27 protein-coding genes are annotated in these 22,922 nt (G+C 65.9%); 14 read left to right on the top strand and 13 right to left on the bottom strand.

The genetic code is table 11. The annotated features are described in order from the left end of the window. Window positions 1-122: 122 nt before the first annotated feature. The 3 genes from AB0L57_RS14975 to AB0L57_RS14965 are packed head-to-tail and all read right to left on the bottom strand — an operon-like array spanning window position 123 to window position 1,880. Window positions 123-959 (bottom strand): helix-turn-helix transcriptional regulator, encoded by an 837-nt coding sequence (locus AB0L57_RS14975; RefSeq protein WP_364961622.1) that lies wholly within the window; start codon window positions 957-959, stop codon window positions 123-125. Then, window positions 956-1,468: a DUF6879 family protein gene (locus tag AB0L57_RS14970; protein ID WP_364961620.1), complete on the bottom strand. Its 513-nt coding sequence runs from the start codon at window positions 1,466-1,468 to the stop codon at window positions 956-958. Before AB0L57_RS14970 ends, AB0L57_RS14975 begins: the two co-directional genes overlap by 4 nt. After that, the gene (locus AB0L57_RS14965; RefSeq protein ID WP_364961618.1) at window positions 1,449-1,880 is read right to left on the bottom strand and encodes a hypothetical protein; all 432 of its coding nucleotides are present in this window, start codon (window positions 1,878-1,880) and stop codon (window positions 1,449-1,451) included. Before AB0L57_RS14965 ends, AB0L57_RS14970 begins: the two co-directional genes overlap by 20 nt. A gap of 117 nt (window positions 1,881-1,997) precedes the next feature. Between AB0L57_RS14965 and AB0L57_RS14960 the strand changes: the two genes are divergently transcribed. Further along, window positions 1,998-2,315: a hypothetical protein gene (locus tag AB0L57_RS14960; protein WP_364961617.1), complete on the top strand. Its 318-nt coding sequence runs from the start codon at window positions 1,998-2,000 to the stop codon at window positions 2,313-2,315. Between the two features lie 220 nt (window positions 2,316-2,535). On the opposite strand, the gene AB0L57_RS14955 is transcribed toward AB0L57_RS14960, so the two are convergent. From AB0L57_RS14955 to AB0L57_RS14945, 3 genes are all read right to left on the bottom strand, one after another. After that, entirely contained in the window at window positions 2,536-2,694 is a 159-nt protein-coding gene (locus AB0L57_RS14955) for a hypothetical protein (protein WP_364961615.1), read from the bottom strand. Window positions 2,695-3,232: 538 nt separating this feature from the next. Further along, window positions 3,233-4,297, bottom strand: coding sequence for a nitroreductase family deazaflavin-dependent oxidoreductase (locus AB0L57_RS14950; protein WP_364961614.1), 1,065 nt, complete (start codon window positions 4,295-4,297; stop codon window positions 3,233-3,235). A gap of 35 nt (window positions 4,298-4,332) precedes the next feature. Beyond that, window positions 4,333-4,914 carry an NAD(P)H-dependent oxidoreductase gene (locus tag AB0L57_RS14945; RefSeq protein ID WP_364961612.1) on the bottom strand — a complete coding sequence of 194 codons (582 nt, stop codon included), beginning with the start codon at window positions 4,912-4,914 and terminating at the stop codon, window positions 4,333-4,335. 52 nt (window positions 4,915-4,966) lie between these two features. On the opposite strand from AB0L57_RS14945, the gene soxR reads away from it, so the two are divergent. Further along, window positions 4,967-5,422 (top strand): redox-sensitive transcriptional activator SoxR, encoded by a 456-nt coding sequence (gene soxR, locus AB0L57_RS14940; protein WP_364961611.1) that lies wholly within the window; start codon window positions 4,967-4,969, stop codon window positions 5,420-5,422. A gap of 494 nt (window positions 5,423-5,916) precedes the next feature. Beyond that, a complete protein-coding gene (locus tag AB0L57_RS14935; RefSeq protein ID WP_364961609.1) occupies window positions 5,917-6,165 on the top strand; it encodes a hypothetical protein in 249 nt (82 codons plus the stop codon). A gap of 163 nt (window positions 6,166-6,328) precedes the next feature. Here AB0L57_RS14935 and AB0L57_RS14930 read toward each other — a convergent pair whose 3' ends face one another. The 3 genes from AB0L57_RS14930 to AB0L57_RS14920 all read right to left on the bottom strand — a co-directional run bounded on the left by AB0L57_RS14930 (window position 6,329) and on the right by AB0L57_RS14920 (window position 8,718). Then, complete coding sequence (locus AB0L57_RS14930) at window positions 6,329-6,718, bottom strand: GFA family protein (RefSeq protein ID WP_364962405.1); 390 nt, start codon at window positions 6,716-6,718, stop codon at window positions 6,329-6,331. Window positions 6,719-6,864: 146 nt separating this feature from the next. Then, the gene (locus AB0L57_RS14925; RefSeq protein WP_364961608.1) at window positions 6,865-8,217 is read right to left on the bottom strand and encodes a pentapeptide repeat-containing protein; all 1,353 of its coding nucleotides are present in this window, start codon (window positions 8,215-8,217) and stop codon (window positions 6,865-6,867) included. A 144-nt stretch (window positions 8,218-8,361) separates the two neighbouring features. Further along, on the bottom strand, window positions 8,362-8,718 hold the full coding sequence (locus AB0L57_RS14920; RefSeq protein WP_364961606.1) for a helix-turn-helix transcriptional regulator: 357 nt from the start codon (window positions 8,716-8,718) through the stop codon (window positions 8,362-8,364). 106 nt (window positions 8,719-8,824) lie between these two features. Here AB0L57_RS14920 and AB0L57_RS14915 point away from each other — a divergent pair, with 106 nt between their 5' ends. After that, the gene (locus tag AB0L57_RS14915) at window positions 8,825-9,316 is read left to right on the top strand and encodes a hypothetical protein (RefSeq protein WP_364961604.1); all 492 of its coding nucleotides are present in this window, start codon (window positions 8,825-8,827) and stop codon (window positions 9,314-9,316) included. A 28-nt stretch (window positions 9,317-9,344) separates the two neighbouring features. Here AB0L57_RS14915 and AB0L57_RS14910 read toward each other — a convergent pair whose 3' ends face one another. Next, a complete protein-coding gene (locus AB0L57_RS14910; protein ID WP_364961602.1) occupies window positions 9,345-10,130 on the bottom strand; it encodes an SDR family oxidoreductase in 786 nt (261 codons plus the stop codon). 290 nt (window positions 10,131-10,420) lie between these two features. On the opposite strand from AB0L57_RS14910, the gene AB0L57_RS14905 reads away from it, so the two are divergent. The 5 genes from AB0L57_RS14905 to AB0L57_RS14885 all read left to right on the top strand — a co-directional run bounded on the left by AB0L57_RS14905 (window position 10,421) and on the right by AB0L57_RS14885 (window position 14,237). Next, window positions 10,421-11,590, top strand: coding sequence for an LLM class flavin-dependent oxidoreductase (locus AB0L57_RS14905; protein ID WP_364961600.1), 1,170 nt, complete (start codon window positions 10,421-10,423; stop codon window positions 11,588-11,590). A gap of 5 nt (window positions 11,591-11,595) precedes the next feature. Continuing rightward, window positions 11,596-12,009, top strand: a complete 414-nt coding sequence (locus tag AB0L57_RS14900) for an SRPBCC family protein (RefSeq protein ID WP_364961598.1) — start codon at window positions 11,596-11,598, stop codon at window positions 12,007-12,009. Between the two features lie 103 nt (window positions 12,010-12,112). Next, a complete protein-coding gene (locus tag AB0L57_RS14895) occupies window positions 12,113-12,631 on the top strand; it encodes a flavin reductase family protein (protein ID WP_364961596.1) in 519 nt (172 codons plus the stop codon). Further along, the gene (ribA, locus tag AB0L57_RS14890) at window positions 12,628-13,869 is read left to right on the top strand and encodes a GTP cyclohydrolase II (RefSeq protein WP_364961594.1); all 1,242 of its coding nucleotides are present in this window, start codon (window positions 12,628-12,630) and stop codon (window positions 13,867-13,869) included. Before AB0L57_RS14895 ends, ribA begins: the two co-directional genes overlap by 4 nt. Then, a complete protein-coding gene (locus tag AB0L57_RS14885; RefSeq protein ID WP_364961592.1) occupies window positions 13,866-14,237 on the top strand; it encodes a hypothetical protein in 372 nt (123 codons plus the stop codon). The genes ribA and AB0L57_RS14885 overlap by 4 nt, the downstream gene beginning before the upstream one ends. On the opposite strand, the gene AB0L57_RS14880 is transcribed toward AB0L57_RS14885, so the two are convergent. Then, the gene (locus tag AB0L57_RS14880; protein ID WP_364961590.1) at window positions 14,216-15,013 is read right to left on the bottom strand and encodes a LuxR C-terminal-related transcriptional regulator; all 798 of its coding nucleotides are present in this window, start codon (window positions 15,011-15,013) and stop codon (window positions 14,216-14,218) included. The two genes, AB0L57_RS14885 and AB0L57_RS14880, sit on opposite strands and share 22 nt — an antisense overlap. A 137-nt stretch (window positions 15,014-15,150) precedes the next feature. On the opposite strand from AB0L57_RS14880, the gene AB0L57_RS14875 reads away from it, so the two are divergent. Both AB0L57_RS14875 and AB0L57_RS14870 read left to right on the top strand, forming a co-directional pair. After that, window positions 15,151-16,785 (top strand): acyl-CoA synthetase, encoded by a 1,635-nt coding sequence (locus tag AB0L57_RS14875; protein WP_364961588.1) that lies wholly within the window; start codon window positions 15,151-15,153, stop codon window positions 16,783-16,785. Beyond that, window positions 16,782-17,831 (top strand): 2,3-butanediol dehydrogenase, encoded by a 1,050-nt coding sequence (locus AB0L57_RS14870; RefSeq protein ID WP_364961587.1) that lies wholly within the window; start codon window positions 16,782-16,784, stop codon window positions 17,829-17,831. The genes AB0L57_RS14875 and AB0L57_RS14870 overlap by 4 nt, the downstream gene beginning before the upstream one ends. A gap of 18 nt (window positions 17,832-17,849) precedes the next feature. On the opposite strand, the gene AB0L57_RS14865 is transcribed toward AB0L57_RS14870, so the two are convergent. Both AB0L57_RS14865 and AB0L57_RS14860 read right to left on the bottom strand, forming a co-directional pair. Then, entirely contained in the window at window positions 17,850-19,070 is a 1,221-nt protein-coding gene (locus AB0L57_RS14865; protein WP_364961585.1) for an acyl-CoA dehydrogenase family protein, read from the bottom strand. A 50-nt stretch (window positions 19,071-19,120) separates the two neighbouring features. Beyond that, the gene (locus AB0L57_RS14860; protein WP_364961583.1) at window positions 19,121-19,984 is read right to left on the bottom strand and encodes a helix-turn-helix domain-containing protein; all 864 of its coding nucleotides are present in this window, start codon (window positions 19,982-19,984) and stop codon (window positions 19,121-19,123) included. Window positions 19,985-20,104: 120 nt separating this feature from the next. On the opposite strand from AB0L57_RS14860, the gene AB0L57_RS14855 reads away from it, so the two are divergent. From AB0L57_RS14855 to AB0L57_RS14845, 3 genes are read left to right on the top strand one after another with little or no spacing between them, the layout of a single operon-like run. Beyond that, window positions 20,105-21,130, top strand: coding sequence for a phosphotransferase family protein (locus AB0L57_RS14855; protein WP_364961581.1), 1,026 nt, complete (start codon window positions 20,105-20,107; stop codon window positions 21,128-21,130). A 35-nt stretch (window positions 21,131-21,165) separates the two neighbouring features. Then, window positions 21,166-22,008, top strand: coding sequence for an NAD(P)-dependent oxidoreductase (locus AB0L57_RS14850; RefSeq protein WP_364961579.1), 843 nt, complete (start codon window positions 21,166-21,168; stop codon window positions 22,006-22,008). Continuing rightward, window positions 22,008-22,784 (top strand): enoyl-CoA hydratase-related protein, encoded by a 777-nt coding sequence (locus tag AB0L57_RS14845; RefSeq protein WP_364961577.1) that lies wholly within the window; start codon window positions 22,008-22,010, stop codon window positions 22,782-22,784. The genes AB0L57_RS14850 and AB0L57_RS14845 overlap by 1 nt, the downstream gene beginning before the upstream one ends. The last annotated feature ends 138 nt before the right edge of the window (window positions 22,785-22,922 follow it).

Raw genomic sequence — 22,922 nt, 5'->3', positions numbered from 1 at the left:
GTTCCCAAGATCGTTGCCACTGTGCCCCGATTGTCACATTTCAGGTGCATGGTCCCGCGCTGGCCATGTGCTCCCTGCGAGCTGGTACCCGAGCGGAACCGTCGGCGTCTGGGCAGAGGGGCCTATTTGCGCCGACGGCCGAGCGCCTGGTGTATCAGCTCTCGCGCTGCGTCGCCGGTTACCGAGAGGCGGACGAGGGTGTCGAATGCCTGGTGGTAGAGCTTTATTTCGCGTGGTTGGGTCACCGTGAGTTCCGCGGTGATCGCTTCGACCAGCACGATCTTGGTGTCGAACATGGAGAAATTGGCAGGGGCGAAGGGGATTTCGGCCGTCGCGGGAACTATGCCGATCGTGACGCGGGGAAGGCCGGTGACGGCGATCAGTCGGTCCAGTTGACCGGTCATCACAGAGGTTCCGCCGACGGTGGTGTACAGGGCTTGTTCGCCGATCAAGAAGTGAAATCGCCGGATTCCGCGGTACAGCAACTGTTGTCGTTCAAGACGCTTGGCTACTCCGGCGTCGACATCGTCGGGAGTTCGGTAGAAGCGGCTGACGTTGCGGAGGACTCCGGCCGCGTATTCGGCTGTTTGCAGGAAGCCTGGGATGAACTGCGGGTTGTAGATCCGGATGATCTCGGATTCCTCGGTGAGGTTGACCAGCGCGTGTTGCCGTCGTTTGGTACCGGTGCCGAGAACCTTTCGCCATTCGAGGTGAGCGGTGGTGATGTTCTCCAAGCTCGCGATGAGGTCCGGCACGTGGTCCGTGGCGTCGCAGTGCCGACACCAGGCATGAATGTCGTCTCGCGAGGGCTTGATCCGCCCATATTCGATCTTCGACACCTTGGTTTGGTGCCACTGGTTGCGGCGTGCCAGTTCGGCGCCGGAGAGCCTGGCGGTAAGGCGAAGCTCCCGGAGTCGAGCTCCGAGAGCTTCGCGCTGTTGGTCGACCGAATTCGTCACCTGCCGACGTACTCCGCGTAAGGCGTCGCCAGTTTCCACAGCCGATCGCGCACGCTCATCGCGTAGTCCACGATGCCCGGATCGGTGGTTACTGCCGCACCTGCTGGTTTGCCGTCCGTGTCGGCGAGATTGAACACCACTCGCTCATCATCGAACAGCCACCAGTCGTCGGGAGGCACCACGCCCGCGAGATGCCGGGGCAGGTACCGGATGTCTTCGCCCGATTCGATATTGCGGCCGGTGATGGACAGCAGCCAGCGGTGGTATCCCGACAGCGGCTCGGTGACCACGCGGACGCGGCTCACCGTGACATGCCGGCTGGTGGTTTCCCGCATCAACGCGTGCCACGGCACGGGCGGCTCGTCGGGTGCGGGTTCGCCGGCGAGGAACGCGCGAAGCCGATTGTTCTCCGACGCTTCGGAGTACGAGTCACGGACCTCGAGGTGAAACGCGGAGCGCTGTAGCCCGCGGAACCATTCGGACCACGGGTCACCGCCGACGAGCAGCATGGCCGTAGAACGTCCTTCCCAGCTTCGGCAGCTCGACCGCGGATTCGTCTTCGGCGAGATCTAGCCGGATCAGTGTTTCGTTGTCTGTGATCGGGCGGCCGGTGACGGTGAAGGTGCCTCGGCCGGTGTCTGTCATGGTGGCACCTATGAAGGTCCGAGGCTCCGCGAATCCTGTGAGCAGGTGCGGTATTTCGATTGTCGCCGCCTCGTCGGTGGTCCAACCTATCGCCAGGTAGCTGCCATGATCGGTGGCGTAGAGGGCCGGGCACCCGTTGGCTTCGGAACCGCCCTTGCCCAGGAGCTTAATTTCCATCTCCGATTCTCCTATCAGGTATGCACGTGCATGGTGGTATGCGGTCTCAGTGTGGATGAAATTTGCCGCCGATGACATGGATAGTTCGATTTCGAGCATGGTTGTGCATAGGTATGGATCTGGGATGCGGACGGTTCGTACGGTTCTGGCCAGGCACGCGGCATCGGGTGAACACAGGCCCCGGTGCCGGGTGTCGATCACCGGAGGAGGGAACCGATGCGGCATTACCTGGTCTCAGTGCATTGCTGCGGTCCGCGATGGATTGTCCATGTTCCCGCGGTCGGGGCATGGGCTCTGGGGGACTCGAAAAGGGCCATAAAACTGGTTGCACGCCAACTGATTTCGTCGATCACCGGTGTGGGTGCGGCGGAGTTCGAACTCGACCTTATCCACGGTCGGGCGGTTGCCACAGTCGATGAATTCTCCAGCGCGGCCATATTCGCGCAGCGGTGGGAACGCAACCCGGCATGGCCTGGCCAGGTCTCGGACCCGGTAGCCGCCGACGACGTGGTGCCGGTGAGGCGTGGGCTGTGAGCGGATATCCGAATGTGTGTCCCTACGCAGTCGATCTGGGCCAACCGCGCCCTGAGGGAGTCCCGCCGCTGTTGTTCAATCTCCAACTGCACGAAGGTCACGGATGTGCCTCCGAGGCGACGCTCAGGGAGATTTGCCGACAACGGGGGTATCTGAAGGGGTATCGGCGAGACACGGCTCGAGGGACCGCTCCCGCCATGGAACCGCATCCAGTCCGTGGTCACGGTCCGAAGTCCACGTCCGGATAGGGGATCGGGTCTGCCACGGCTACGTCGGAATCTGTGTGGTCGCAGTTGTAGTCCATTTCGGCGACAGAGTGCGGCTGCGCCACATCGATAGCCGACTCGATGTCTGCGATTTTGTGCAGCGTGGCTGTCACGTATCCATCAGACACCCAACGACATTCGGATTGCGAGGGCTGGACGGGATGGAGTTTTTATCTATTTTCGTCCTTTTCCCAGGTCGTCAGGAAATTCTGTCGGTGGAGTCACATATTCGAACGGCGTATATAGGACTGACGGCTTGTCAGTATCGAGGATGGTCTGCGGGGTCGAATGATCCCTGAATCACGACCGCTTGGGGACCACGACCTGGCCTGCGAGCGGGCGCGGTTGCACCACTGCATCGGTCCGACCCGGGGTCGCCCGTGGCATTCGCCGAAGATCGGTTCGAGCGCGGCGGGACTGCCTGAATCGAGTGTCGGCCGACGATCGGTGGTGCAGGAACCGGGTGTACTGGCCATCGTGGGGCGCTCGCGTAATTGGCGTATTTCCAAGGCTGGTACGGCGTTATTGTCGCCCGAGCGGACGGCCGCACGGTGGCGAACTCACTTGCGGCCGGACCGGCGACCACTATCGTTGCGCCGGTCCGATCACCGATGCGAAGTCTCGAACCAGGCGATGCGGGTTCTGGCTGAGTCAGGGCTCTTCCGTGCGCCGTTCGATGATCACGAGCGGGATTTCGCGGTGGGTTTTCGCCTGGTAGGTGTCGTAGAGCGGAAAGATCGCGGTCATGAGGTGCCACAGCGGTGGTTTCTCTTCGGCGGTCGCGGGTCGCGCACGCCCGGTGAATTTCTCCGCGCCGACTTGGATTGTGACGTCGGGGTCCGCGATCAGGTTGAGGTACCACGCGGGGTGGGTGGGGGATCCGGCGTTCGAGGCCACCAGGACGTAGCGGTCGTCGTCCTGTCCGTAGATCAACGCTGTGCGCCGGAGCTTTCCCGATTTCCTTCCGCGCGTGGTGAGCAGCAGCGAAGGCCAGCCTTGGTAGAGATGGCCACTCTGCCCGTCGGTCTCGACGTAGTCTCGGATGTGGTTCGCCACCCAGTCTGTCGGGCTGTCGAGGACGTCGTCAGGTTCGGGCGCGGAGCTCTCGGACAGGCTGTGTAGCAGGTGGTATCGCGTGAATCCGCTGTCGATGACCCCGGGGAATTCTTTCACTCGCTGCCAGCCGCTGCCTGATCCGATCATGCCTTGGCCGGACCGTTCGATTGCGTCGCGGTGGGCGTCCGCATTTGTCCACTCGGCGTAGGGGAGCACTCGGGTGCCGTCGGTGCTGACGTGGAAGTGGCCGGAGATGCCGCCGGGATGTGGGTCGGTTTCGCCGGCCATCGCGTCGAAAACCGTATCGACCCAGCGTCGTTGCCGATCGTGGTCCGGTCCGTCGAACTCGACGTCGAGGATGACGATGCATCCTGGAACCGGCGGATTCACCCCAGCGTTGCTGCGATACAGCCGATATTCGACCGCTTCGATGTCGGCGAATCCGGTCAGGTATTCGCGGCCCGCTTCGCCGTTGCGCCACTGGGTGTAGGTGACGTTCTTCTCGCCGTCGGTGCTCACGAAGGTGGTGCACGAGATGAGTTCCTTCGGCCAGGGGCCGCGTTCCAAATCGGCGTAGACCTCCGCCGACGCCGACCTCGTGATCAGGACGGTGTCGACGTCGGGATGTGCGATGTCGGGCAGTGCATTACGGGCGATCATGGTTCGCTCTCCGTTCATCGTTGGTCGGGGGTGGTTCAGGCGGCGTAGGGGTGCTCGGATCGAGCGACTTCGAGGGCTCGGCCAAACCAGAGGAGTTGATCGATCAACTTCGCGGCGGCGGCGTCACTGGCGGCCGTGGATGTCAGCTCGCCCGATGCGGTCATGGCGTTGTGGAAGCTCACGGTTTCGCGAACGGTCACCGCGTGCAGTTCGGTGAAGACCTGCCGAAGGTGCTCGACTGCACGAAGTCCGCCCGCCATGCCTCCGTAGGAGACGAATCCGATCGGCTTGGCTTGCCACTGGGTGTAATGCCAGTCGATGGCGTTCTTCAGCGGCGCGGGATAGCTGTGGTTGTACTCGGGTGTCACCACGACGAACGCGTCGGCCGCCGCGAGGCGCGGGCTGACAGCCGCCAGTGCCGCGGCCTCCTGCGCCCCGAGATCGGTCGACAGCCGTTCGGGCAGAGGCGATTCCGCGAGGTCGATGACATCGACGATGACTCCCGCACGCTGCTTGGCGTGTTCGACGAACCAGTTGGCGACTGTTGGGCCGAACCGGCCCGTGCGGGTGCTGCCGACGATCACGGCGAGGGTCAGTGGACTTTCGGATGCGGTCATAGGGAAAGCCTCAAACTTAAACACGAGTTCAAGTCAAGGTAGTGTGGGCTGCGTGACACCGCCGCATCCGGAAATCGCCGAAGTGACGATCGGCGAACTGGCCGAACGCAGTGGCGTTCCGGCCTCGGCGCTGCGCTTCTACGAGCGGCAAGGGCTCATCCACAGTCGTCGCACCACTGGGAATCAGCGCCGCTATTCCCGTGCGACGTTGCGGCAGGTTGCCTTCATCCGGGCCTCACACCATCTGGGCATTCCCCTGTCAGTGATCGGCAATGTCCTGGCACTGCTGCCACCCGGTGAAATACCGGGCCAGGAGTTCTGGGCCAGGGCGTCGGAATGCTGGACCGAGGACATCAACTCCAGAATCGCGCGGTTGGAGCGGATGCGCGATCGGTTCACCGAATGCATCGGCTGCGGCTGCCTGTCGTTCCAGCAATGCGCACTCGTCAACCCGAACGACAAACTGAGCGAAGAGGGTTCGGGTCCGCGGCGGCTCTTCGACAACTGAGGGTCGCTGTCGAGGGGGTCGGCGGCGGACGGATCCAGCTCGGCGCGCCGCTGAAGGTCGCCAGTTCGTGTGCGAGGTGACGCCAATTTTCGGGAACGCCTCGTACAGGTGGGAACCGACGTGCATGGGCTGTCCGGCCGCCGATGCCGGTGTCACGCACGGCTCGCGGCGTCGTTCGAATCAACCCGTGCATCTTCCTGGCCTGATCGACGCTGCCGCCGAGTATCGCGACGAGGTGCCACCCACAGCCGGCGTCGCGTGCAAGGCCGACGAGGCGGTCGGGCAGCCCCAGCGCGAGTGGGCGCACATCCGGCAGACTGGTCAACGCAAGCATGCCCGCTGTAAAGTGTCGACTCCGGAGTAGCGCGTCACCGAGGAAGACGAAACTCGAATCGCCAAGCACTGCAACACTTCCCGTGACGCTGGGACATCGATGCCGCCGCAGCCGCCGATGCTCGGCCCCAACAAGGCGGATTCGGCGCGATCGCATCGAGATGGGGACAGTGATCGCCGGCCCGGCATTCGCGCTCGACCTCGCATACCTGGCGGCCATCGGCGTCGATCCGGAATCCGGATTCGACGAATCCGCGATACGCACCGCGCTGTGCTCCCTCGATCTGCTGGTGATCGTTCCGATCACCGCGGAGGCCGAACGTGCACTGTCCACACCGGAGCTGCCCCGGCTCCGCGAGAGCGTGAATGATGCCCTGCTGGAACTGGTTTACGCCGACACGATGCAGTGACTTCAAGGCGTGCCCATTCTCGAGCTGACCTGCCCGCTCGATCAACGTGTCCATGTGGTGTTCGATGCCCTGACCGAGGGGCAGACAACCGCCTAGCCCAGCTGAAACCGGCAGCGGGACAACAGTTTTGCCGATGCCGCCGTGACACCCCGTTCACAGCGGATCAACTCAACGGGGCCAGCCACGGGACTGCGTTGTGCGCAAAGCTCTGCCTCAGGGGCACCAGGTCCGAATGATCGTCCAACGCCGTGATCGTGACCCCCACCAATCCGGGTTCATCGCCCCTGGACGCAACCGACGAACCGCACGTCGGGCAGAACCCGCGGCAGATCTGCGGGAACGTCTCGAACCAGGTCGGCTCTCCGCCCGGACCGGTCCAGGTGAATCCTTCCTCGGGGAAGGACACCCACGACATCACCGGAGCGCCCGAAAGTCGTTGGCAGTGCTCGCACGAGCACAAATGAGGGAAGTCCGGATCGCCGACCGCGGAGAACCGGATATTGCCGCAGAGACAGCCGCCGTTCACATCGCTCCTTCTCGGACTGGGCACCATGTCGTTGCAGCGGAGCGTACGAGGAAGGTCCGACAGAATCACCCGGACACCAGCACTTTCGACGTACCTTCCCACACTCGCCCAGGCACCCTGGTCATTCCGCTCCGGAACGAGGGTGTCGAAGACGCGAATGATTCCCGCCCGCTTCACTGCGAATCGGGCAACGCCGCCACCACGATCGGCGGCCAATCCTGAGGTTCGACGTTGCCGGGTTTGAGAGCGATGTCGAAGGACCAGTCGAAGATCGGTTCCGGTGGCCCCCATTGCTTGGGGTCGGCGAACGAGATGCGCTGTACACCGAAGTCCACTTTCTCGAATATGCAGGTACCGGAGAAGGTCGCGGAGACGAACAGGCTGGTGCCGGAGAAGACCGTGTCGTCGAACCAGGTGGCGCGGGAGAAGGTCGCGCCGGTGAAGTCGGCCGTGTCGGAGAAGATCGTGTCGGTGAACGTGATGATGCCGGAGAAGGTCGCGGCGAGGAACAAGGTGGTGCCGGAGAAAGCCGTGTGTTCGAACGTGGTGATGTTGGAGAAGGTCGCGCCGGTGAAGTTGGCTGTGTCGGAGAAGGTCGCGGTGAGGAACAGCGTGGCTTCGGAGAAGGTGGCGCGGTCGAACGAGGCGGTTCCGGAGAAGGTCGTGCCGATGAACGAGGCGGTGTCGGAGAAGCTCGCGCGATCGAACCGGGTGTCGGAGAAGGTGGCGCGGTCGAACGAGGCGGTGCCGGAGAAGATTGCGCGGTCGAACGACGTGGTGCCGGAGAAGGTGGCGCGGTCGAACACGGTGGTGCCGGAGAAGGTCGCGCCGTTGAAGTCGACGTCTTCGAGGTAGACAGTGCGGAAGTCGAAATCGTTTGCCGACCAGCTGTACTCGGCTTCCGCGCGCAGATGGTTGGCGATGACGCGGACGATGGTGGTGCGTACTTCGCGGTCGTTGTTGCGGTACTCGTGGTGTTCCTCGACCTTTCCCGGATCATCGAGGTCCTCGACGCGCGGGTTGGGCACGGTGACCACGCATTTGGTCCGGCCGCTGCTGCCGTGCGCGGCGTCGTAGGGCAAGCGGAGATACCCGCACAGCACGTCGATGCACTGCTGGCGGCGTAACCCGTCGGATTCGTCTGCGACGCCGGCCATTGCGTACACCCCCGCGATCCGGACCGCGACATCGGTCGCGCCGAGTTGGGCTGCGGCGGCGCCGAACCGCTCGACGAATCTGTTCTGCTCGAGGTCGCGTTGGCGGCGGTAGGCGATCACCAGCGCGACCACACCGCCCACGCCGCCGACCACGGTGAAGGCCAGTTTGGTGACGTCGATCGGGCTGCCCCCGGTCCGGGCCGGATGGAACACCGCGATCAGCACCACCTCGGCGACCACGGCGAGCGCGGCGCCGACGGCGACCGCGAGGACCACCGCCACCGACAATCGCATTCGGCCGGACCGCCGCGACACCGCGGAAACTCTGTGCCCCACCCGCGCCGTGCCGGCGCGCATCCACTTGATCACCGCTCGATTCTCTCTGAAACCTCTGCTTTGCAGACGGTTTCGGAGACGGACTCCGGCTTCGTGGGGCGCGTTTTCCCGCGTCCTGGGTGTGACGCGGCGTCGCGGGCGTCGGTGGCAGTCTCGTTCGGCGCCGAACGCGGTGCGCTACATCTCGTGTACGAGGGTGTCGGCCACCGCGTTCGCGGCGACGGCGCACCAGCCGAAGACGACCGGTGCGACGTAGGACTGTCCTGCCCAGACTCCGGCCATCATCTGTCCGTGTGGGTGCAGCTCGAAGTAGAGGCCTGACGCCGCACGCCCGACGAGTGTGTTGTGCGAGACGCCCAGTACGTCGGACAGACGGACCAGCTCTGCAGCTGTCGGTTCCGATTCTCCTGTCTCCCAGCGGGACACGGTCTTGGTCTTCTGATCGCTCGCGAGCTTGCGGCTGGTGTGGTAGCTGGTGCGGGAGTGGCCGGCGAGGTTGTTTCGTACGACTGAGGTAGCCGGTGACCTCGGCATGCGCGGCCGAATCAGTTCATTTTCGGGTGCGGCCGGGTGGCGATGGTGCGACGCTGGATTCTGACAGCGACGCAATCCGAGGAGTAGTTATTTCAAGGAGCACACGATGTCCACCATCCATCTCACGCACACCACCACTTCGACGCCGGAGCAGTTCCTCGCCGCTCTGACCGACTTCGGCCCGGGACGAGGGCAATTGTTCGGTAACAGCACCGATGAGTACCTCGAAGTGCATGAGCAGGACCCGACGCACGCCGATGTCACCGAGGGGTCGAACCACATCTGGGAGCGCCTGCGCTACGACTGGTCGGACCCGCGCCACGTCGTCATGACGACCACCGACTCGAACATATGGGGTGGTGGGTCCGGCCACAGCTACACACTCACGCCGATGGCTGACGGCACCACCGAAGTCGATGCCGTTGTGGTGCGTGACGGTAAGAATCTCAGGGGACATGTGCTGGGGGCGGTGATCGGGACCGTGGGCAAACGCGTTCTCGACAAAGAGCTCGTCAAGACCATCCACGCCATCGAAGCCCGCAATGCCGGCGGGCCGTGCACCGGCACGGCCGCGGGCCCGCAGGATCTCGGGTCCTGACGACCCTGTCGCGCCGAGGAGCCCGCAGCTAGACGGTGGTGATGAAGCCGCCGTCGATCGCCATATCCGCGCCGGTGATGTTGGCCGCCCGGTCCGAGGCCAGGAACAAGGCCAGGTCGGCGACTTCATCGGGGGTGGTGAATCGTCCGGTCGGGGTGCCGGCCACTGCCTGGTCGGCCACCTCCTGGGCGCTGGAGCCGCTCGCCTTCGCGACCGTCTCGGCGACTCCGCCGCTGCCGAGCCACAGGTCTGTGCGCACCGGACCCGGGCTGATCGAATTCGCCCGGATGCCGTGCGGGCCGAATTCCTTCGACAGCGCCTTGGTGAGGTTGGTCAGTGCCGCCTTGACGGCGCTGTAGTCGACGACGCCGGGGTCGGGGAAGAAGGCGTTGACCGATCCGATCGTGACGATCGCGCCACCGCCCCGGCGCAGCATTTCGGGGATCGCGGCGCGGGTGGTGCGTACGGCCGCCATCATGCCCAGGGTCCACGCGGATTCCCAGTCCTCGTCGGTGACGGAGGTGAATCCGTCCGGTCTCGGGGTGACCGCCCCAGCGTTGTTGATCAGGATGTCGGTTCCGCCCAGCAGGGCGGCGGCCGCGACCAGTGCCGCGGGGGCCTCGGCGCCGGCCAGGTCTCCGGGGACGAATGTCACGCTGCCGTCGGACACCAGCTCGGCGATGCGATCGCTGCGGGTGCGTGCTCCCGCGACGACGTGTGCACCGGCTTCGGTGAGACGCTCGGTGATCGCGAGCCCGATGCCCTTGCTCGCACCGGTGACCACCGCGATCTTTCCGTCGAGATGCAGGTCCATGGTCGGTCTCCTGTGTCGGGGTGAGAGCCGAATCCAGCATGCCGATGTGTGCCCCATCGGTACGGGCAGCCTAGTCATCCGCCCGTCGGGACACGGCGAAATCGCGTTCACCCGTGCGGGAATCGATGGGGTCGGCGCCGGCGGCTCGGCTCGGATTCGTGTTCGCGCATCCGAGTCGTTCTGCTGCGGTGAGTAGCGCCGAATGTCTACTTTTGCGGACTGTTCGCGGGCGTGGGACCGCTCATAACGTGACAGGGGATGTTGCCTCTGTCACACAAAGGAGTGGTCCGATGAGCCGCCTGAAGTTCGGTATTTTCCTGGCGCCGATCCACAAACCCGGCCAGAATCCGACGCTGCTGTTGCAGCGCGATCTCGAGCTCGTCGAGCATCTGGAGCAGCTCGGATATGACGAGGCCTGGTTCGGCGAGCATCACTCGGCCGGCTCGGAGATCTACGCGTCGCCGGAGATCATGATCGCGGCGGCCGGGGAGCGAACCAGCCGCATCAAGCTCGGTACCGGGGTCACGTCGGTGTCGTACCACAATCCGTTGTGGGCGGCCGAGCGCATGGTGATGCTGGACCACCTCACCCGTGGCCGCGCGTTGTTCGGGCTCGGTCCGGGCTCGCTGCCCACGGATGCGGCGATGCTGGGGCTGTCCCAGGTCGATACCCGCGAACTGCTGGCCGAGAACGCCGACATCATCATGCGGCTGTTGCGTGGTGAGACGGTGTCGGCGAAGACCCGCACGCACACGCTGATCGACGCGAAGATCCAGATGGCGCCGTACTCGGATCCGCTGTTCGATGTCGTGGTCGCGGCCATCGCGTCACCGACCGGCGCCCGGCTCGCGGGCAAGTACGGGATCGGGCTGCTGTCCATCGCGGCCACGCTCACCGCCGACGGTTTCAGTGCGCTGCAACATCATTGGGGGATGCTCGAGGAATTCGCGGAGCAGGCGGGCCGGTCCGCCGAGGTGGATCGCTCCACCTGGCGTCTGGTCGGCCCGTTCCACATCGCGGAGACCAAGGAGCAGGCCTACCGCGATGTGGAGCACGGGATCGAGCACTGGTTCGACTACCTGCAGCATGTGGCGGCGTTCCCGCAGATGGATGTCCGCGGCGAGAACAAGCGCGAGATGATCGATTTCATCAACACGTCCGGCATCGGAGTGATCGGCACCGCCGAGGAAGCGCGGGCCCAGGTACAGCGCCTGGTGGATCAGTCGGGTGGTTTCGGCACGCTGCTGGTGCAAGGGCACGACTGGGCGAATCCGCAGGCCACCAAGCGGTCGTTCGAATTGTTCGCGCAGGATGTGATGCCCTGGTTCCAGGGCCAGGCGCAGCCGATGGTCGATGCCGCCGCTCGTGCCGAAGCGGTGCGCGAAGGCCAGGCGACCGAGCATCGCAAGGCGGTCGAGCATATGACCAAGAAGTACGAGGCCGAGCTGGGCAGGGTGTGATCGACGTGGCCGAAATCAATGTCGAGAAGCAGTTTTCCGCATCCCCGGACGAGGTCTGGGCGCGTGCCGGGAATCCGGCCACGGTCAGCGATTGGATTCCCGCGATCGGTTCCTCGCGCGTCGAGGGAGATGTCCGGCATGTCGTGTTCACCGACGGTAATCCGGCGCGTGAACGCATAGTCGAGCTTCGCGATGAGGATCGCAACTACACCTATCGCTACATCGACGGCCCGCTGGCGCTGGAGTACTACCAGTCGAGGTTCGCGGTCGTCGCGACAGCGGACGGTGGTTCCGCGATTCGCTGGAGCGCCGAGTTCACCGCCGCGTCGCGGGAAGCCGAAGCGGAACTGGCGGCCGCGATCGAGGGGATCTACACCCAGGCTCTCGACGAGCTCGCCACGCAGCTGGCCGATCGCTGATTCGAAAAGTGTTGCCCGAGAGCGGGTGCCGCACCGCGGCACCGCCTCGGGCGATACGAACGGCACCGGAGGAACAGGAGTCGATGTGCCCGACAACAATGCTATGACCGCAATTCCGTCCGTCACCGCCGCCGATCCGGCCGCCGTGGATGCCTCGTTCCGGGAGGCGCTGGCACACTTCTGCACGGGCGTCGTCGTGGTCACATCGCTGGATGGCTCGCAGCGCCCGGTGGGGATGACGGTGGGATCGTTCACCTCCATCTCGCTCGACCCACCGCTGGTGGGCTTCTACGCGGGCCGGACGTCGACGACGCTGCCGCACATCGCGGGCCGGGGGCGGTTCTGCGTCAATGTGCTGGCGGCCGACCAGCACGAGCTCGCGCGCACGTTCGCGGTCAGCGATGCCGACAAGTTCGCGGGTGTCGGCTGGTTCCGGGGCAGGGACGGTTGTCCGCGTCTGACCGGCGCACACGCGTGGATAGATTGCTCCATCACCCTGCGGCAGACGATCGGTGACCACGATCTGGTGGTCGGCCATGTCGAGGCGCTGGCTGTCTCCGGTGACAGCGATCCCCTCGTCTTCCATCGTTCGATCTTCCGCAGTTTGAAGGACGCATCATGACCACACGCGCGGATTCCACTGTCGCACAATGCCTTCAGCAGCTCCGGGCCGGGCGGCCGGTCGTCGTGATCGATGCGGCGAACCGGGAGAACGAAGCGGATCTCGTACTGGCCGCCGAGCACGCGACCACCGACGCGGTCGCCTTCTTTCTCGAACACACCTCCGGATTCCTCTGTGTGGCAATGTCCGACGCCCGGCTGACCGAGCTCGAACTACCGCTGATGGTGTCCGATCCGACGGATCCGCTGGGGACCGCGTTCACCATCAGCGTGGACGCCGCCACCGGCGTCGGCACCGGCATCAGTGCGGCGGATCGGGCGCGGACCGCACGGCTGCTGGCGTCACCGGCCACCGGGCCGCGCGATCTCACCCGGCCCGGGCACATGATGCCGCTGCGATCGCGACCCGGCGGTGTTGTCGAGCGCGGGGGGCATACCGAGGCGGCCGTGGACCTGTGCCGGGCCGCCGGGCTGAATCCGGCGGGCCTGATCTGCGAACTCGTCGGCCCGGGCCGGCGAGCGATGATGTCGCGCGAGCAGGCGTACGCCTTCGCCGCCGAACACGAGCTCGCGGTCCTGACGATCGACGATTTCGTCGCCCATCGCAGGCGGACGTCGGTGCTGCGTGTGTCGCAGGCCGAATTGCCCACGGACAATGGGGCATTCGAGGTGATCGTCTATCGATCGGTGGCGACGGGCACCGAACATGTGGCGCTCGTTCATGGTGACCTCGATGTCTCACGGCCGCTGGTGCGGGTCCACAGTGAATGCTTGACCGGTGACACCTTCGGATCGCGGCGTTGTGATTGCGGCGCTCAGTTGCGCACCGCGATGCGTGAGATCTCGGAATCACCAGGGGGAGCGGTGGTCTACCTCGGCGGTCATGAGGGCCGCGGGATCGGATTGGCCGCCAAGATCGCGGCGTATCGGTTGCAGGACGTCGAGGGGCTCGACACCGTCGATGCGAATGTGCGGCTGGGCCTGCCGGCCGACGGGCGCGACTATCGCGAGGCCGCGGCGATTCTCGGCGATCTGGGAATCGGCGAGGTGCGGCTGCTGACCAACAACCCGGACAAGGTCGCGGGCTTGCGGGCGGCGGGAACGGTCGTCACCGAGGTGGTCGGTCTGGTCACCGAGCCCAACCCGGACAACAGCGCCTATCTCCGCGCCAAACGGGACCGTATGGGGCACCACCTCATCGACACCCGGGCAGCTTCGCCGCGGATGGTGACGCGATGAAGCCGGAAGAGAAACCGTACGCCGATGCGGCCCGCGGGTTCGGTGATCTGATCGAACGTGTCTCCGTGCTGCACAACAGTTCTCGATGGGAGTCGACCCAACGGGATCTGACAGCGTTACTGGGCGAGCCGAGCTTCAGCGACGGGAAGGCGTGGGCGGTCTTCGATCGGCTGAACCTGGGCGACGAAGCGGAATCGGCCGAGTGGTGCCTGCTGGCGCGGGTCACCGATCTGGATCGGATGCGTGCGCGTGCCGCCGAATTGAACTGGGCCGCAGCAGCTTCCACCGTGGGCGGGCACGAGATCCGGATGGTGCTGACCGCACCCTCCGGGCTGGTCGTGGTCGCCTACACCCCGGTGCGTGGCTGATGGGTGCCCCCGGTGAAGCTGCGGCGCAGTACGGCGGTGGCCAGTTCGGAACGGTTGCGGTGTCCGGTGATCTCGAAGATGCGGCTGATGTACTTCTTGATCGACAGTTCCGACAGGCACAGCACATCGGCGATCTCGTGGTTGCTGAGCCCATCGCTGACCAGTTCGGCGACCTCGATCTGGCGCGGCGACAATCCCGCGAGAGGATCGGCCGGGGCGCTCGGTGTGCCCGCGCCGATCGTCGCGGTGTGGCTGCGCAGGTGCTTGGCGAGCAGCCGGATGGCGATCAGATCGGCGGCTTCCCAGGGGCGGATCCGATCGAACATGCCGATGAGTGCTTCCCCGTCCGCGAGCCGCAGGTGCATGGCGGCGGCGGTGTGCATGTCGTTGGGGTTGAGGTAGTCGACCACATAGGAACGTTGCGGCCGGGGCAGCCGAGCGAGCTCGTCCAACGTGACGAACCCGTCGGCGGTGAGCCTGCGGCGGGCCTGGGGGAGCGCGAAAATATCCTTGTCGCTCCAGCTTTCGCGATAGATCGGGAGCAACCGTGCGGTGGCTCCCGCCAGCAACGGCTTCGGGTCGGAAAAGATCTCGCGATAGTTGGGGCCGTGGAAGAACGTCACATCGCGAATGCCGAATTGCGTCGCGATCGATTCCGCGAGTTTCTCCTTGAATGTCTCTCCGCCGGTTCGGGAGTCCGAACAGGACTCCAATACGGACAGCACAGCGAGCAGTTGTCTCCGAGACAGGAGCTGCTGCCAACTCTGTACCGACATCGTTACCACCTCGCCAGCAGCGCGACTATGTGCCACCCCACGGTGACTCGGCCACTTTCCGGCCATCCGAATATTACTTGTCGGCGACGGGGTTGTTCCACCGCCACGTCCGATACTCCACGTTCGAAAGGTATCTGGTGACGACATCCCGTTCCGGCGCCGCTGTCGACATCGCGCGTTCGCAGTCACTGGGTGATATCCCGCGACGGTCTGCGGCGCGCGACCCCGAGAAGATCGCCATAGTACATCGTGACGTGCGCCTGACATTTCAGGAATTCGATGACATGGTCGATCGGGTAGCAGGTGCACTATACGCCCGCGGGCTCCGTAAGGGCGATACTCTCGCCATTCTTTCGCACAATTGCTGGCAGTATCCGGTGCTGTCGTTCGCGACCGCGCGGATCGGGGTCGTGTTCGTCCCTGTCAACTTCATGCTGACCGCGCACGAGGTGGCCTACATTCTCGACGACTGCGGCGCGGCCGCGTTCGTCGTCGAGGACCAACTGGTCGATACGGCGGACCGGGCCCTGGCGCTGACCACGCACGCGGTGAACGTCCGTGCCGCGATCCCGTTGTCGGGGGCGCAATCCGCGGGCTGGCGATCGACCGTGGAATGGACGACGGCAGGCAGCCCGCCGCCGGCGGTGCCGATCGGTGACGACGACCTCATTCGCATCATGTACACCTCGGGCACCGAATCACGCCCGAAGGGCGCCATGCATTCGAGCCGGACACTCATGTGGCAATACATGAGCTGCCTCGTGACCGGCGGTATGTCGGCAGACGATGTCGAAGTGCATGCGCTGCCGCTCTATCACTGTGCGCAGCTGGACAACTTCCTGAGCCCGGACCTCCTCGCCGGTGCGACCAGCATCATTCTCGACCGGCCCGATCCGGGCGCGATCACGCGCGCGGTCGCCGCCGAGCGGGCCACCAAGTTGTTCTGCCCGCCCACGGTGTGGATCTCGCTGCTGACCCATCCCGATTTCTCCGCCGAGGCGTTCGGCAGTCTCCGCAAGGGCTACTACGGTGCGTCCGCGCTGCCCCCGGAAGTGTTGCGCCGGATCGGGAGTCAGCTGCCGGAGCTGCGGCTGTGGAATTTCTACGGACAGACCGAAATGGCGTCGCTGGCTACCGCCCTGGGACCCGAGGACCAGGCCGATCGCCCGGGGTCCGCCGGGCGTGCGGCGTTGAATGTGCAGACGCGGATCGTCGACGAGACCGGTGCACCTGTTCCGGCCGGCGAGGTCGGGGAGATCGTGCACCGCAGCCCACACGCCACACTCGGATATCTCAATCAGCCGGACAAGACCGCGGAAGCGTTCCGCGGCGGCTGGTTCCACTCCGGCGACCTGGGGCATCTGGACGACGACGGCTACCTGTGGGTGGTCGACCGGAGTAAGGACATGATCAAAACCGGTGGCGAGAACGTGGCGAGCCGGGAGGTCGAAGAGGTGTTGTTCGAGATCGACGGGATCGAGGAGGCCGCGGTCGTCGGTGTGCCGCACCCACGGTGGATCGAAGCGGTGGCGGCGATCGTCGTGCCCCGCTCCGGCACGACGATCGACGAACACCGAATTCTGTCGCATTGCCGGGAACGGCTGGCCGGATACAAGGTGCCCAAATATGTGGTCGCCGTCGCGCGGCTCCCCAAGAATCCGAGCGGAAAGATTCTGAAGCGGGAGCTGCGCGAGCAGCACAAGGATATTGCGGCGGCGGATGCACCCCGGCCGGATTCTTCATCGATCGGGCAACAGGAAGGTATTTCATGAAAGCGGTACGACTGCACGGTCGAGGTGATCTTCGAATCGACGACGTGGATGAGCCCGCACCCGCTGCGGGACAAGTCAAGATACGAAATGCCTACGTCGGTATATGCGGTTCGGATCTGCACGTCTATTTCGATCCCGACCATTCCGGTCTGGACTACTCGACGCCGCACCCGATCACCGGTGCGATGCTGCCGCAGATACTGGGCCACGAATTCTCCGGCACCGTCGTCGAATTGGGGGCCGGGGTCGGCGATCTGGAGGTCGGCGACCGGGTCGCGGTCCGCCCGCTGTACAGCTGTGGTTCCTGTGCGGCGTGCCGCGCGGGCATGCCCAATGTCTGCCGCACCGTCGGCTTCCACGGACTGACCAGCCACGGCGGCGGTCTGGCCGAATACACGACCGTGGCCCGGGAGATGGTCCATCGGCTGCCCGGCAGTGTCGATCTGGTCTACGGGGCGCTCGTGGAACCGATGGCCGTCGCCTGGCATGCGGCCACCCGCGGGGACGTGCGGCCGGGTGGGGCGGCGTTGATCGTCGGTGCCGGGCCGATCGGTATCGGGTTGTGGTTCGCGTTGCGGGCCCAGGGGATCGAGCAGGTGATCATGTCCGATCCGAATCCGAGCCGGCGCCGGGTGGCCGAGGAGCTGGGAGTGCCACATGTGCTCGACCCCGGCGGATCCGACATCGCCGCGGTGTGCGCGGACCTCACCGGTGGCGCCGGTGTACAGGCCGCCTTCGACGCCGCGGGCGTGGGCGCGGCGACGACGCAGGCGCTGGGAGCCCTTGCCCCGGGCGGTCGCATCGTGATCGTGGCGGTGCACCAGCACGGCTTCGAGCTCGATTCGAGCCGGCTCGTTTTCGGTGAGCTGGCCATCTCCGGTGTGCTCGCCTATCGGCCGGAGGACTTCGAATCGGTCATCGCCGCAATGGATTCCGGTGTGTACAGCACGACGGGATGGGTCGACCAGATAGAGCTGGAGGCGGTCGGCGCCGCGTTGCATCAACTGCGGGACGGCCGGGGAACCAAGCTGCTGGTCCGGATCTGAGGCCTGCGGCTCCCGGCGTCAGTTCGATGCCGGGAGCCGGCGCAGCTCGGCCTTGGCGATCGATTGGATGTGGACCTCGTCCGGTCCGTCGAAAAGGCGCATGGCGCGATGCCAGCCCCACATCGCCGCCAACGGCGTGATATCGGTGACCCCGGCCCCGCCGTGGACCTGAATCGCCCGGTCTATCACGTTGAGTGCGGCGCGCGGCACCGCGACCTTGGCCAGGGAGACCAGGTCCTTGGCGGCCTTGTTGCCGGCGGTGTCGATGACATGGCAGGTGTGATGGCACAACAATCTGGCCTGCTCGATCTCGATGCGCGACTCCGCGATCTGCTGACGGACGACTCCCTGATTCGCGAGCGCAGTGCCGAATGCCGTGCGGGCCTGCGCACGGGCGACCAGCAGTGACAGTGCGCGCTCGGCGGCGCCCAATGCGCGCATGCAGTGGTGGATACGCCCCGGACCGAGCCGCGCCTGGGCCGCGGCGAACCCGCCGCCCTCCTCGCCGATGATGTTGTCGACCGGCACGCGCACATCGTCGAACCGGACCTCGGCATGTCCGTGCTGGTCGTGGTGGCTGAACACCGGGTAGTCGCGAACAACGGTGACACCGGGCGTATTTCGCGGAATCAGGACCATCGTCTGCTGGCGGTGCGGCGCCGCGGCGGGATCGCTCTTGCCCATCAGGATGAAGAAGGCGCAGCGCGGATCCATGGCGCCACTGGTCCACCATTTGCGGCCGTTGACGACGTACTCGTCGCCGTCGCGTTCGACGCGCGTCGCGATATTGGTGGCGTCACTGCTGGCGACGTCCGGTTCGGTCATCGCGAAGGCGGAACGGATCTCGCCGTCGAGCAGTGGGCGCAGCCACTGCCGCCGCTGGGTCTCGGTGCCCAGCAGGTGCAGCAGTTCCATGTTGCCGCTGTCGGGCGCCTGCCCGTTGATCGCTTCGGGCGCGATATCGGGCGACCAGCCGGACAGCTCGGCGATCGGCGCGTATTCGAGCTGGGTCAGGCCGGAGACGGCCGGCAGGAACAGATTCCACAACCCGGCGGCCTTGGCGTGCTCCTTCAGCTCCTCGACGATCGGCGGCACCCGGTGGTCCGCCGCGCCGGCCTCCTGCCGCCACCGCAGGTACTCGGCTTCGGCCGGTAGCACCTGCTCGCGCAGGAACGTCGACATCCGCTCACGCAGTTCCCGGGCACGCTCGGACGGCGCGGGGAGTTCGTACGCGATCATGAACACCTCCTGAACAAGACCGATCAATTGATCGGTTCTGAACTATAGGGTCATGCCGGAGGGGCGTCAACGCACGCGCCCACGATGTCGAGCGCGAACCGCGTGTACTGCTGTGCGATGGCCTCGGGGGGCAGTTCGCCGGACGCGGACCACCACTGTGAGAGTGCGGTGCACAGCGTCACCACCGCGCGGGCGGCCTCGCGCGGTAGCGGGGTGCTCATCTGCCCGCGGCGGCACCCCTCGGCGACCTCGTCGTCGACCATGTGCTGGATATCGCGCCGGGCGGTGGCGATGCGGGTGCGGTGCGGCTCGTCGACGCTGCGCATCTCGCTCGCGCCGATGAAGCCGAGTTCGATGCGGTGGGTGTGATAGAGGGCCAGGCATTCGACCAGCAGCGTCAGCCGCCGCACCGGCCCGTCGCCTTCCGCGCGGGCGGCCCGGCAGCGCTGGGTGAGGTCGTTCATGGTCAGGTCGAGCAGCTCGACGAGCAGCAATTGCTTGGTGGCCCAGTGGTGGTACACGCCGGCGACCGACATGCCCGCCCGCTCGGCCACGTCCCTGATGGTCGCGCCGTGGTAGCCCAGTTCGACGAACGCTTCCAGCGCTCCCGCCAGTGGCGGCGGGAGTTGCAGCGGGGCGAAGTCCCGCCAGCCGGGGGCGGTTGCGTCCGTGGCCGGTGCGGCCGCGCGCAAGGTGGCGGCGTCGATGTCGAACAGTTGCGCGGCGCGGTTCAGGCGGTCGTCGTCCACGCGCGTGCGCCCGTTCTCGACCGCGCTCCACGTGCCGATGCTGACGCCGATCTCGCGGGCGGCGTCGCGGACGGTCAGTCCGCTGCGCTGCCGGGCCTGGCGAAGCCTGCGCCCGAGTGTCTCGCGCTCCTCGTTCGAGGCGATGCCGTGCTGTTGGCCTGCCAATCCGCGCTCCTTCTGTGTGCGGTGAGAGCTCATGTCGGCGATTGACACCTCTCGATCCGTGAGCTAGTTTACCCACCTGTTCAGGTTGACCGTACGATCGCTCGGTTCAGGAGATTGGTTATGTCTGATTCGGTTCCTCCAGGGGTGGCGGTTGGCGCACTCGAAGCCTTCCTGGAACAGGAAGTGCCCGGCCTGCTGAGCGGTCCGCTCCACGTCGAGCTGCTGTCCGGCGGCCGGTCGAATCTGACCTACCTGCTGTCCGATGGGCATCGGCGATGGGTACTGCGCCGTCCGCCACTCGGGCATGTGCTGGCCACCGCACACGATATGAACCGCGAATTCCGGGTGCTGCGTGCATTGCACCCGACCGCGGTGCCGGTTCCGAAACCGGTCGTGATCGCCGGCGCGGAGGTGATCGGGGCGCCGTTCTACCTCATGGAGTTCACCGACGGTGCGGTGCTGCGCAAGCGAAGTCAGCTGGAAGCCTTCACCGCTCGCGCGGGCGAACTCGCGGACAGCCTCGTCGCGACACTGGTCGATCTGCACGGCCTCGCACCGGATGCGCTGGGCCTGAGCGACTTCGGGCGGCCGAGCGGATATCTGGAACGCCAGTTGAAACGGTGGGCAGCGCAGTTGGCGGCCTCGCACAGCCGCGATCTGCCCGAGCTCGTCGCCCTGGGCGAACGGCTCGCGCGCAGCCTGCCGGGCGAGCAGCCGCCCGCACTCGTGCACGGCGACTATCGGCTCGACAACGTCATGGTCGACGTGGACGACGGCAGTGTCAGTGCCGTACTCGACTGGGAGATGGCGACTCTCGGTGACCCACTGACCGACCTGGCGTCGATGGCCCTGTGGTGGGACGGGATTCGCGGGCTCGACAGCCCGGTCGCCGCCGTGCCGGGGGATGTGCCCGGATATCCCGGTTCCGACGGTCTCGTGCGGGCCTATGCGCAGCGAACCGGCCGAGATCTCGCGGACTTCAGCTGGTATCTGGGCTTCGCGTACTACAAGATCGCGGCGATTTTCGAGGGAATTCACTATCGCGAGCGGCAAGGTCTCACTGTCGGTGACGGATTCGCGCAGTTGGGCGCGATGGTGCCGGCGCTCGTCGAGCGCGGGCACGCCGCCGTGGGACAGAACGTATGACGCCGCGGGCGTCGCGAAAACACCGAAGGATCGAGATGACGACTTTGCATGGCCGGACGCTGCTGATGTCCGGAGGCAGCCGCGGAATCGGTTTGGCGATCGCCGTGCGCGCGGCACGCGACGGCGCCAATGTCGTGATGCTGGCCAAAACCGGTGAGCCGCATCCGAAACTCCCGGGAACGGTGCACACGGCCGCGGCGGAGATCGAACGCAACGGTGGGCACGCACTGGCGATCGTCGGAGATGTGCGCAACGACGCCGACGTCGCGCGCGCCGTCGATGCGGCGGCCGAGCGGTTCGGCGGTATCGACATCGTGGTGAACAATGCCAGCGCACTCGATCTGCGCCCGACCCGTGAGATCGAGATGAAGTCCTACGACCTGATGCAGGACATCAACGCCCGGGGCACGTTCCTGCTCAGCAAACTCTGCCTTCCGTATCTGGAGAAGAGCGAGAACCCGCACATCCTGACGCTGTCGCCGCCGCTCGACCTGCGCCCCCAGTGGGCCGGGACGTATCTGGCCTACACGATGGCCAAGTACGGAATGAGCCTGGTGACACTGGGTTTGGCCGAGGAACTGCGCGCGGCCGGTATCGCGGTGAACTCGCTGTGGCCGCGCACGACGATCGCGACGGCCGCGGTGTCGAACCTGCTCGGTGGCGCCGAAGCCCTGGAAGGTGCGCGAACGCCGGAGATCGTCGCCGATGCGGCCTACACCATCCTGTGTCGCGACAGCGTGGCGTGCACCGGCAACTTCTACATCGACGATCAGGTGCTGGCCGCCGAAGGCGTGACCGACTTCGAGCGGTACCGGGCCGGCAGCGGCACCCGGGCGCTGGATCCCGATCTGTTCCTCGACCCGCTCGGGGACGCCTGATGGGCACGGTCGGTTACGCGCTGCGTGACCACGTCGCCCACATCGGCCTGGCGGGCGCCGCGGGGACCAATCCGATCGATCAGTCCCTGGTGGACTCACTCGGTGACGCGGTCCGGCGCGCCCGAGCCGACGACGCCCATGTCGTGGTGATCGAGGGCAGCGAAAGAGCTTTCAGCGTCGGCGGCGATGTCGCGGCGTTCGCGGCGGCCCGCGACATCGAACGTTCGGTGGACGATCTCGCGGAGAGTCTGCACCGGGTGATCAGCGAATTGCACCGGATGGACGCGATCGTGGTGTCCGCCGTGCGCGGTGTGGCAGCGGGCGCGGGAGTCGCACTCGCGGCCGCCGCCGATGTGGTCCTCGCCGGATCGAATGCGCGATTCACGCTGGCCTACACCAAGATCGGCTTCTCGCCCGACGGCGGCACATCGCTGCTGACCGCCTCGATCGGCCTGCACCGGGCGATGTGGCTGGCGCTGGCGAATCCCGTGCTGACCGCCGAGGAGGCCCACGCGATGGGTCTGGTGAGCCAGGTGATCCCCGATGGCCGATTCGAGGACGCGGTGGCGGACGCGGTCGGTCTGCTGCGGGCCGGCTCTCGTGCGGCGCAGGTCGCCACGAAGCGCCTGCTGCGCGAAACCGCCACTCCCGGTGCCGAAGTCGCCCTGCGCCGGGAGTCGCTGTCCATTCGAACCCGCGCGTCGAGCCCGGACGGTGCCGAAGGGATCGCCGCCTTCCTCGACAAGCGGGTCCCGAGATTTCCGGGCAACGGCTGAACCCGCGGATCCCACGGCGAGATCCGGCCGACGGTTTCCGCCGGGCCCGGAGCGCGCACCGAACCGATTGCGCCCCTGCGGTATCCGTTCGACCGGATGGCCGGAGGAACCAATTCGTCCAGCACAGTCAGGAGAAGT

The organism is Nocardia sp. NPDC052254, from assembly GCF_040679495.1.
Lineage (GTDB): Bacteria > Actinomycetota > Actinomycetes > Mycobacteriales > Mycobacteriaceae > Nocardia.
Note: the sequence above shows the minus strand (reverse complement) of the source record. Positions and strands in the feature narration are given on the sequence as shown.

Bases quoted from the DNA above. Each gene is read 5' to 3' on its own strand.
- AB0L57_RS14970 (WP_364961620.1), bottom strand. From the start codon at position 1,468: ATGCTGCTCGTCGGCGGTGACCCGTGGTCCGAATGGTTCCGCGGGCTA.
- AB0L57_RS14965 (WP_364961618.1), bottom strand. From the start codon at position 1,880: ATGCTCGAAATCGAACTATCCATGTCATCGGCGGCAAATTTCATCCAC.
- AB0L57_RS14960 (WP_364961617.1), top strand. From the start codon at position 1,998: ATGCGGCATTACCTGGTCTCAGTGCATTGCTGCGGTCCGCGATGGATT.
- AB0L57_RS14950 (WP_364961614.1), bottom strand. From the start codon at position 4,297: ATGATCGCCCGTAATGCACTGCCCGACATCGCACATCCCGACGTCGAC.
- AB0L57_RS14945 (WP_364961612.1), bottom strand. From the start codon at position 4,914: ATGACCGCATCCGAAAGTCCACTGACCCTCGCCGTGATCGTCGGCAGC.
- AB0L57_RS14935 (WP_364961609.1), top strand. From the start codon at position 5,917: ATGGGGACAGTGATCGCCGGCCCGGCATTCGCGCTCGACCTCGCATAC.
- AB0L57_RS14930 (WP_364962405.1), bottom strand. From the start codon at position 6,718: ATGGTGCCCAGTCCGAGAAGGAGCGATGTGAACGGCGGCTGTCTCTGC.
- AB0L57_RS14920 (WP_364961606.1), bottom strand. From the start codon at position 8,718: ATGCCGAGGTCACCGGCTACCTCAGTCGTACGAAACAACCTCGCCGGC.
- AB0L57_RS14915 (WP_364961604.1), top strand. From the start codon at position 8,825: ATGTCCACCATCCATCTCACGCACACCACCACTTCGACGCCGGAGCAG.
- AB0L57_RS14910 (WP_364961602.1), bottom strand. From the start codon at position 10,130: ATGGACCTGCATCTCGACGGAAAGATCGCGGTGGTCACCGGTGCGAGC.
- AB0L57_RS14905 (WP_364961600.1), top strand. From the start codon at position 10,421: ATGAGCCGCCTGAAGTTCGGTATTTTCCTGGCGCCGATCCACAAACCC.
- AB0L57_RS14895 (WP_364961596.1), top strand. From the start codon at position 12,113: ATGACCGCAATTCCGTCCGTCACCGCCGCCGATCCGGCCGCCGTGGAT.
- ribA (WP_364961594.1), top strand. From the start codon at position 12,628: ATGACCACACGCGCGGATTCCACTGTCGCACAATGCCTTCAGCAGCTC.
- AB0L57_RS14885 (WP_364961592.1), top strand. From the start codon at position 13,866: ATGAAGCCGGAAGAGAAACCGTACGCCGATGCGGCCCGCGGGTTCGGT.
- AB0L57_RS14880 (WP_364961590.1), bottom strand. From the start codon at position 15,013: ATGTCGGTACAGAGTTGGCAGCAGCTCCTGTCTCGGAGACAACTGCTC.
- AB0L57_RS14870 (WP_364961587.1), top strand. From the start codon at position 16,782: ATGAAAGCGGTACGACTGCACGGTCGAGGTGATCTTCGAATCGACGAC.
- AB0L57_RS14865 (WP_364961585.1), bottom strand. From the start codon at position 19,070: ATGATCGCGTACGAACTCCCCGCGCCGTCCGAGCGTGCCCGGGAACTG.
- AB0L57_RS14855 (WP_364961581.1), top strand. From the start codon at position 20,105: ATGTCTGATTCGGTTCCTCCAGGGGTGGCGGTTGGCGCACTCGAAGCC.
- AB0L57_RS14850 (WP_364961579.1), top strand. From the start codon at position 21,166: ATGACGACTTTGCATGGCCGGACGCTGCTGATGTCCGGAGGCAGCCGC.
- AB0L57_RS14845 (WP_364961577.1), top strand. From the start codon at position 22,008: ATGGGCACGGTCGGTTACGCGCTGCGTGACCACGTCGCCCACATCGGC.